This is a genomic window from Burkholderia sp. AW49-1, assembly GCF_053427845.1.
On sequence record NZ_JBSAXF010000084.1, the window covers coordinates 1 to 1277 of the forward strand.

The following is a 1277-nucleotide window of genomic DNA, read 5'->3' on the forward strand; positions in this document are numbered from 1 at the left end:
TTCGAGTGATTGCATAATCTGACACCTGATTCTAAGGATGTCGGAGGAAGCAATTGCTTGATCGAAAGGCACTTCAGGCACTGGGCTGCTGGACCGGCTACCGGTTGGAACGGGTGGAGTGGCCGCAAGGAGAAGAGCGCACGCTATCGCTGTATCTGAAGCCGGTCAGCAAGGTCATGTACTGCGAGCAATGCGGGGCGCGCTGCCAGCAGATCCACGAGACGACCGTTCGTCGAGTGCGCGATCTGCCGCTGTTCGAATATCGGGTGGTGTTGCATGTGCCTCGTCGCCGGGTCTGGTGTGAGCACTGCGGTGGCCCGCGACTGGAGAAGCTGGCGTGGCTGGGCCGCTACCAGCGCGTGACGGAGCGGTTCGCCAAGGCCTGCGAGAAGCTGCTACAAGCGGCCAGCGTGCAAGCGGTCGCAGCCTTCTACGAGTTGGGTTGGCACACGGTGAAATCGATCGACAAGATGCGCTTGCGAGCGCGCGTGGCCGAGCCGGACTGGTCGACGATCCGCTATCTGGCAATGGACGAGTTCGCGCTCCATAAAGGCCATCGCTACGCCACGGTGGTGGTCGATCCGATCGGCCGGCAGGTGCTCTGGGTCGGGCCAGGACGCTCACGGGAAACGGCGCGAGCCTTCTTCGAACAACTCCCTGAAGGCGTGGCCGAGCGTATCGAAGCGGTTGCGATCGACATGACCACGGCCTACGAGTTGGAGATCAAGGAGCAGTGCCCGCAGGCGGAAATCGTCTTCGACCTGTACCACGTTGTGGCCAAGTACGGGCGCGAAGTGATCGACCGGGTTCGGGTGGATCAAGCTAATCAACTCCGGCATGACAAGCCGGCGCGGAAGGTCCTGAAGTCCAGTCGTTGGCTGCTGCTGCGCAACCGCCACAACCTGAAGCCAGAACAGGCCGTGCACCTGAAGGAGCTGCTGGCCGCCAATCAGTCGCTGTTATGCGTGTATGTGCTGCGTGACGAACTCAAACGGCTCTGGTTCTACCGAAAGCCAGCTTGGGCGGAAAAAGCCTGGGGGCAATGGTTCGAACAGGCTCAGCAAAGCGGGATTGCCGCCCTGCAAAAGTTTGCCGAGCGCTTGCAAGGGTACTGGCACGGAATCGTGACGCGCTGCCGTCATCCGCTCAATACCAGCGTCGTGGAAGGCATCAACAACACCATCAAGGTCATCAAGCGCAGAGCTTACGGATACCGCGACGAGGAATACTTCTTCCTCAAGATCCGCGCCGCGTTCCCCGGAATTCCACGATGAACC

General features: G+C 60.6%; 1 protein-coding gene. It reads left to right on the plus strand.

Annotated features, from left to right (window positions below; all coding sequences use genetic code 11):
• Nucleotides 1–53 precede the first annotated feature (53 nt).
• Nucleotides 54–1274, plus strand: a complete 1221-nt coding sequence (locus ACV22W_RS33480) for an ISL3 family transposase (protein WP_258281958.1) — start codon at nucleotides 54–56, stop codon at nucleotides 1272–1274.
• Nucleotides 1275–1277 lie beyond the last annotated feature (3 nt).